This is a genomic window from Acinetobacter sp. TG2027 (assembly GCF_000302435.1).
Lineage (GTDB): Bacteria > Pseudomonadota > Gammaproteobacteria > Pseudomonadales > Moraxellaceae > Acinetobacter > Acinetobacter pittii.
The window spans coordinates 1-4792 of record NZ_AMJN01000059.1; the positions used below are offsets into that span (position 1 = coordinate 1).

Below are 4792 nucleotides of genomic sequence, written 5' to 3' on the forward strand. Positions count from 1 at the left end.
GAAATATTTTAAGAATTTAGAGGGATTTGTTGTCCACGATACTGTCTAGGATCAGGAAATAGAAGAAATATATTGATTATATAGAATTAAAATTTCAATCATTCCCAGAGCGGTAAATATGATGATTGAGACAAACTCCAAGCAAGGCATGGCATTTGCCGCAGCATTTCTATCTTTAGTTTCTGTGCAAATAGGTGCATCAATAGGAAAAGCCCTTTTTCCAATTCTTAGTGCAGAAGGAGTGACCTTAACTCGACTTGCTTTAGCAGCATGTTTCTTATGGATTGTTTATAAACCTTGGAGAGACTGGAGCAGACAGACCAATTGGAAAAATCTAATTATTTATGGGGCCATCCTCACTTTAATGAATACTTTAATTTATAAAGCATTTTCTTATATGTCTGTGGGGATCGCGATTTCCATTGAAGTGTTGGGACCACTTACGGTTGCTATTTTAATGTCTAAAAATAAATTAGATTATTTTTGGGGAGCATTATCTCTTATTGGTTTGCTTCTTTTACCCATGGGTAATTCAAACAATAATTTTAGTTTTATTGGTATGACGTATGCTCTAGTGGCGGCAGTAGGTTGGGGGCTATATATTATTTACGGCTCTAAAGTTGCAAAAGGTGGTGGAAGTTCTGTTGCGACTGGAATGTTCTTGGCAGCTTTGTTTGCAACGCCTTTAGGGGCATCTCACATTGTCCATATTTTTGATAGTTATAAGATTCTTTTTACATGTTTACTCATGGCGATGCTAGCGAGTGCGATTCCTTTCATATTAGATATGATTGCGATGAAAAAACTGCATCCACGCGTTTTTGGAATTTTATTGAGTGCATCACCAGCGGTGAGTGCTTTGGCTGGATGGCTGATTTTAGGTGAACGATTAAACAGTTTTCAGATCTTTGGAATAACAATTATTATGGCGTCGTGTGCGGGATGTTCTTATTTCTCCTATAAACGTAATACAGCATAAGACCATTCATTTATGATGACTTTGGTCTAAAAGCTAGATGAGTCATTTGAGGGGAGAGAAATAATAAATAGAGCCCCCTTAGAAAGGCAGTTTGTGTACAAAAGAATATAAAAACAGCAAGTAATACTTACTCAAGTATCATTTTAATCTGATTGATATTTATACAATATAGTTAATGGATCACAAGGATATGAACTCATGAAATTTCTAAAATTTTTAACTTTTAGCTCCATTCTTACTTTATCCGCACATAGTTATGCGACAGTCGGTGGTGGACAAAAAATTGAAGTATTGGGCTATCAGCAAAAAGAGAAGAAACTTTATGTATTACGACATTACGAAGATGGTCGAGGGCGTCTACCACAACTCTATTATTATCTATTAAATAGTAAATCGCCTGATAAACTGATTGAAGTTAAATCTCTCTATATCAATCCAAAAACACATAAGATTGATTATGATCAAGATAGTAGAGTATTTGATAAAGCTCTAAATAAAATTAAAAAGAATTTAACCCCATTAGTCGTAAGTAATAGTAAGACCGTAAAAATTCAAACATTAAAAACTCATCAGAAGCAAGTATCGTCTTGGTTTGATCCTTCAGGAAAGATCACGCAATATAAAACAGAATATGTTGTAAAATCGCCGTCCTTACAAAGTAAGAACCATGTTGCGGTTCATTACACCAAAGCAATAAAAATTTCCCAAAATTATAGCGTGCCTAAACACAATAAGAGGTTGGTTGTCGTTAAATATCTGGGGGTTCCAGAAGAAACTGGTTACGATATTGAAGACCCTGTTTTACTACTTCCTGTGAAAAAATAAGTTTAAGAGCAAATTATTTTCTGGGTTCAATGCGGCAGCAGTAGGGCATCACTATCTAGATGTTTACAACAATATTGCCGGCATTGGTCATTGTCATTTTGCGGTCATTGAAGCGCTAAATAAGCATAAGGAAATGTTCATTTGTTAGTTAGATTGATTCATTCAAGGTCGAGTTGGTCGTCATCTTTGGTGACTTTAATTTTTAACTTCTTATATTTTCGTTTATTGGGATCAATTGCAGAATTTATAACTTCATCTGAAAAAGCTGAACATAACATCAATTTTGCATATGTTCGGTAACCTATCAAAATTCTTCGTAGTGGATAGTCTGTTCTTGTAGAGTAATAGTCGATTCTGGAGTTCAGTTCTTGTAGCAGAGTCTGCTGTGACATTAGAAAAATTTCTGTAAGAGGTGTATGCAGCATATAGTGATTTATCTACGGTAAGAAGAATTATTTTGAAAATGTTATAAATTTTAGATAAATCAATATTCATATTACATATCAAATTATTTTAGATATGCAAAATATATATTTATTCTCTTTAAATTTAAGGAGATATGCTGAAATTATGATTTTTTTATGACGCTGTAAATATAATATTAACAACTCTTTTTAAAGCCACAGTGCACTATGTGTTATAGTCAATTTCGATTAATTATTGGCATTAAAATGGATATCTGTATTGGCGGTATACTTGATGGGAAAAAAAGAAAAGACGATCAAAATCATTTCAGAGTAGATAGTCATTATTCTGATCATGGCTCTGAATATAATAAAGAGCATTTTCATCTACATGGGCAGCTTCATACATTTTGGATAAGTGAAGAGATTGATTTTTGCGATGCACAAAGAAGAGTTGAATTAATATTAAATAAAAGATTGGAACTTGTTTAAGTTAAAATAAATATATGTAGTAGTGTATTTTTAGATTCAATTTAGAAAATTTTGAATAAAATGTTATTAATTAATATAATGTTAAACAAAAGCTCTATTTAATATAGAGCTTTTGAGCTATCAATTATTTTATTCCTTTTTTTCTTCATTATTATTTTCTGTAGGATTATTTTCTTCTTCAGGCGATTGTACAGGTTTTTCAGTTTTATCCTCATCAGGTTGCGCATTAGAATCATTTTGGTTTTGTGTGGTTTTTTTTGAAAATTCTTTGAAATCAGACATTTTAAACTTCTTAATAATAGTAAGGAAGTTTTATGGTAGGCCTTTAATTCCCTTACATTGCAGTAATTGTAGGAACTCTATGTAGAGATATGTGCCTAAAAGTGTTTAATTCTCGACATAATGTTTCTTTGAACCAAATAGGCTGTTGATATATAAGTAGAAGGGTATTTTAACTAAATACAAGAGTTAACATATAACGGAATATCTATTGTTTTTTAAAGTTTTTTAATAATTATGTCTTACTTAAATATATTATTTAACACGCTTAATTGAAAATAATATTTTATTAAATTAATTGGGCAGGTATATAAATATATTTATACAACATAAAAATACAGTTTTACATGCATACTCAGTCAAATTAACAAAAAAATGAGGGAAATATGGATGCTGAAATGAAAAAATATTTTGATGTGGCTGAAAGTGTTTACAATAATATTCACTTTAAAAATCAGTCATCTAAGGATTTAATTGACTGTCTAAATAGACTGTTAATTGAAATTAAAAAAGAAGCAGCTATAAACAATTTACAATTAAAATATCCTATTATTGATTTTGAAAGTTGTTTAAATAGGCCAATGAAAGAGCGTATTGTTAAAATTGATTTAAGTCTTCTCCCTAATTTTGATAATGAACATGAATTTATTCTTTGGTTGGCGGGTTTTGTGAAAAGTATTTCTGTATCTAGGAGTTATTATTTTTAAATAACGGTACGAAAATAAATATTTTTTAAATGTGTTGTATAAATATTTATTTGGCGTATACTCAATTTAACTAGAAAAAAAGACTTATTAGTAAATCCTCTTTTAGTATCGTAGTTTTATTCATAATCCTTCGTTTTTTTAAGATCTTAAACTCAATTCGTTATTATTTTTTCAAAGTTTAATGAGTCATGAAATGTGGCTTTATATTATTAAAAATCAAAGGATATATTATGTCTAATACAGCAATCGGTACAGTGAAATGGTTTAATGAAACTAAAGGTTTTGGTTTTATTCAACAAGATACAGGCCCAGACGTTTTTGCACATTTTAAAGAAATCAGTAGCTCTGGGTTTAAAACCTTATATGAAGGTCAACGTGTTAGTTTTAATATAGCTCAAGGACAAAAAGGTCTTACAGCTACTAATATTATTGCCCAATAATATTTTAAAAATAAAAAAAGCATCTTAGGTGCTTTTTTTATTTGATATATCAATAGGATATAATTTGGTACATTTTTCTGATATTTAAAGTAAAAAAAGAGATCATAATAATTATATTAATAATAAAAAGAACAAATGAGATGGAACTTAGAGCCGTAAAATTACATAAAATGTTTAGAGATTTTCATGAAGAAAAGGAACATGGCTATGTAGGGGAATATGATGAAAAACATAACCTTGTAGCAATATATAATACGTTTAAAGAAAAAATGCAGAAAATAGAAGGAACTTATCAATGGGTTTTACCTTCATCGGGTGAGGTATTTTTTGTTGAGGAAGATCCGCTATATAGTCGTTAGTGAATTCCAACCTCTACTTTAAGTAACTAAAACACCTCTTTATAAACCCCAATTTAACAATAACTTATTTATTATTTAGCCTTACTTTTTTAATGATCTATTTTAAAACAAATGTCATTTTGTGTGCTTGACTGCAATAAATGTGAAGCTTATCCTTTGCCTGCTGGCCACATTGCCAGTCGGTTTTAGCAGACCGAGATGAAAGATCGCATCAGAGTTATTCCGTCTGAGGGATACTCTTATGTGTAAACTCCTCGTTCCCTCCCGTAGCGGTAGGATGATCTGACCCCATAAAGTTGGACAGTTA

General features: G+C 30.8%; 8 protein-coding genes and 1 pseudogene. 6 read left to right on the plus strand and 3 right to left on the minus strand.

Annotation, left to right across the window (positions count from 1 at the left end; genetic code table 11):
• Positions 1 to 118: 118 nt before the first annotated feature.
• The 3 genes and pseudogenes from B806_RS0118035 to B806_RS20135 form a co-directional block, all read left to right on the plus strand.
• Complete coding sequence (locus B806_RS0118035) at positions 119 to 979, plus strand: EamA family transporter (RefSeq protein WP_017403312.1); 861 nt, start codon at positions 119 to 121, stop codon at positions 977 to 979.
• 198 nt (positions 980 to 1177) lie between these two features.
• Positions 1178 to 1804 carry a hypothetical protein gene (locus tag B806_RS0118040; protein WP_017403313.1) on the plus strand — a complete coding sequence of 209 codons (627 nt, stop codon included), beginning with the start codon at positions 1178 to 1180 and terminating at the stop codon, positions 1802 to 1804.
• A gap of 37 nt (positions 1805 to 1841) precedes the next feature.
• Positions 1842 to 1940: pseudogene (locus B806_RS20135) on the plus strand (aminotransferase); the annotation flags it as partial.
• 22 nt (positions 1941 to 1962) lie between these two features.
• Here the strand turns inward: B806_RS20135 and B806_RS19975 are convergent.
• From B806_RS19975 to B806_RS19675, 3 genes are all read right to left on the minus strand, one after another.
• Positions 1963 to 2196 carry a hypothetical protein gene (locus B806_RS19975; protein WP_031944712.1) on the minus strand — a complete coding sequence of 78 codons (234 nt, stop codon included), beginning with the start codon at positions 2194 to 2196 and terminating at the stop codon, positions 1963 to 1965.
• Between the two features lie 340 nt (positions 2197 to 2536).
• Positions 2537 to 2653, minus strand: coding sequence for a hypothetical protein (locus B806_RS19825; RefSeq protein ID WP_107908818.1), 117 nt, complete (start codon positions 2651 to 2653; stop codon positions 2537 to 2539).
• Positions 2654 to 2829: 176 nt separating this feature from the next.
• A complete protein-coding gene (locus tag B806_RS19675; protein ID WP_001279164.1) occupies positions 2830 to 2982 on the minus strand; it encodes a hypothetical protein in 153 nt (50 codons plus the stop codon).
• A gap of 383 nt (positions 2983 to 3365) precedes the next feature.
• On the opposite strand from B806_RS19675, the gene B806_RS0118060 reads away from it, so the two are divergent.
• The 3 genes from B806_RS0118060 (at position 3366) to B806_RS0118070 (ending at position 4485) form a co-directional block, all read left to right on the plus strand.
• Complete coding sequence (locus B806_RS0118060; RefSeq protein WP_017403315.1) at positions 3366 to 3686, plus strand: hypothetical protein; 321 nt, start codon at positions 3366 to 3368, stop codon at positions 3684 to 3686.
• A gap of 230 nt (positions 3687 to 3916) precedes the next feature.
• Complete coding sequence (locus B806_RS0118065; protein WP_014206275.1) at positions 3917 to 4126, plus strand: cold-shock protein; 210 nt, start codon at positions 3917 to 3919, stop codon at positions 4124 to 4126.
• A 170-nt stretch (positions 4127 to 4296) separates the two neighbouring features.
• Positions 4297 to 4485, plus strand: a complete 189-nt coding sequence (locus tag B806_RS0118070; protein WP_075382782.1) for a hypothetical protein — start codon at positions 4297 to 4299, stop codon at positions 4483 to 4485.
• Positions 4486 to 4792: the final 307 nt, after the last annotated feature.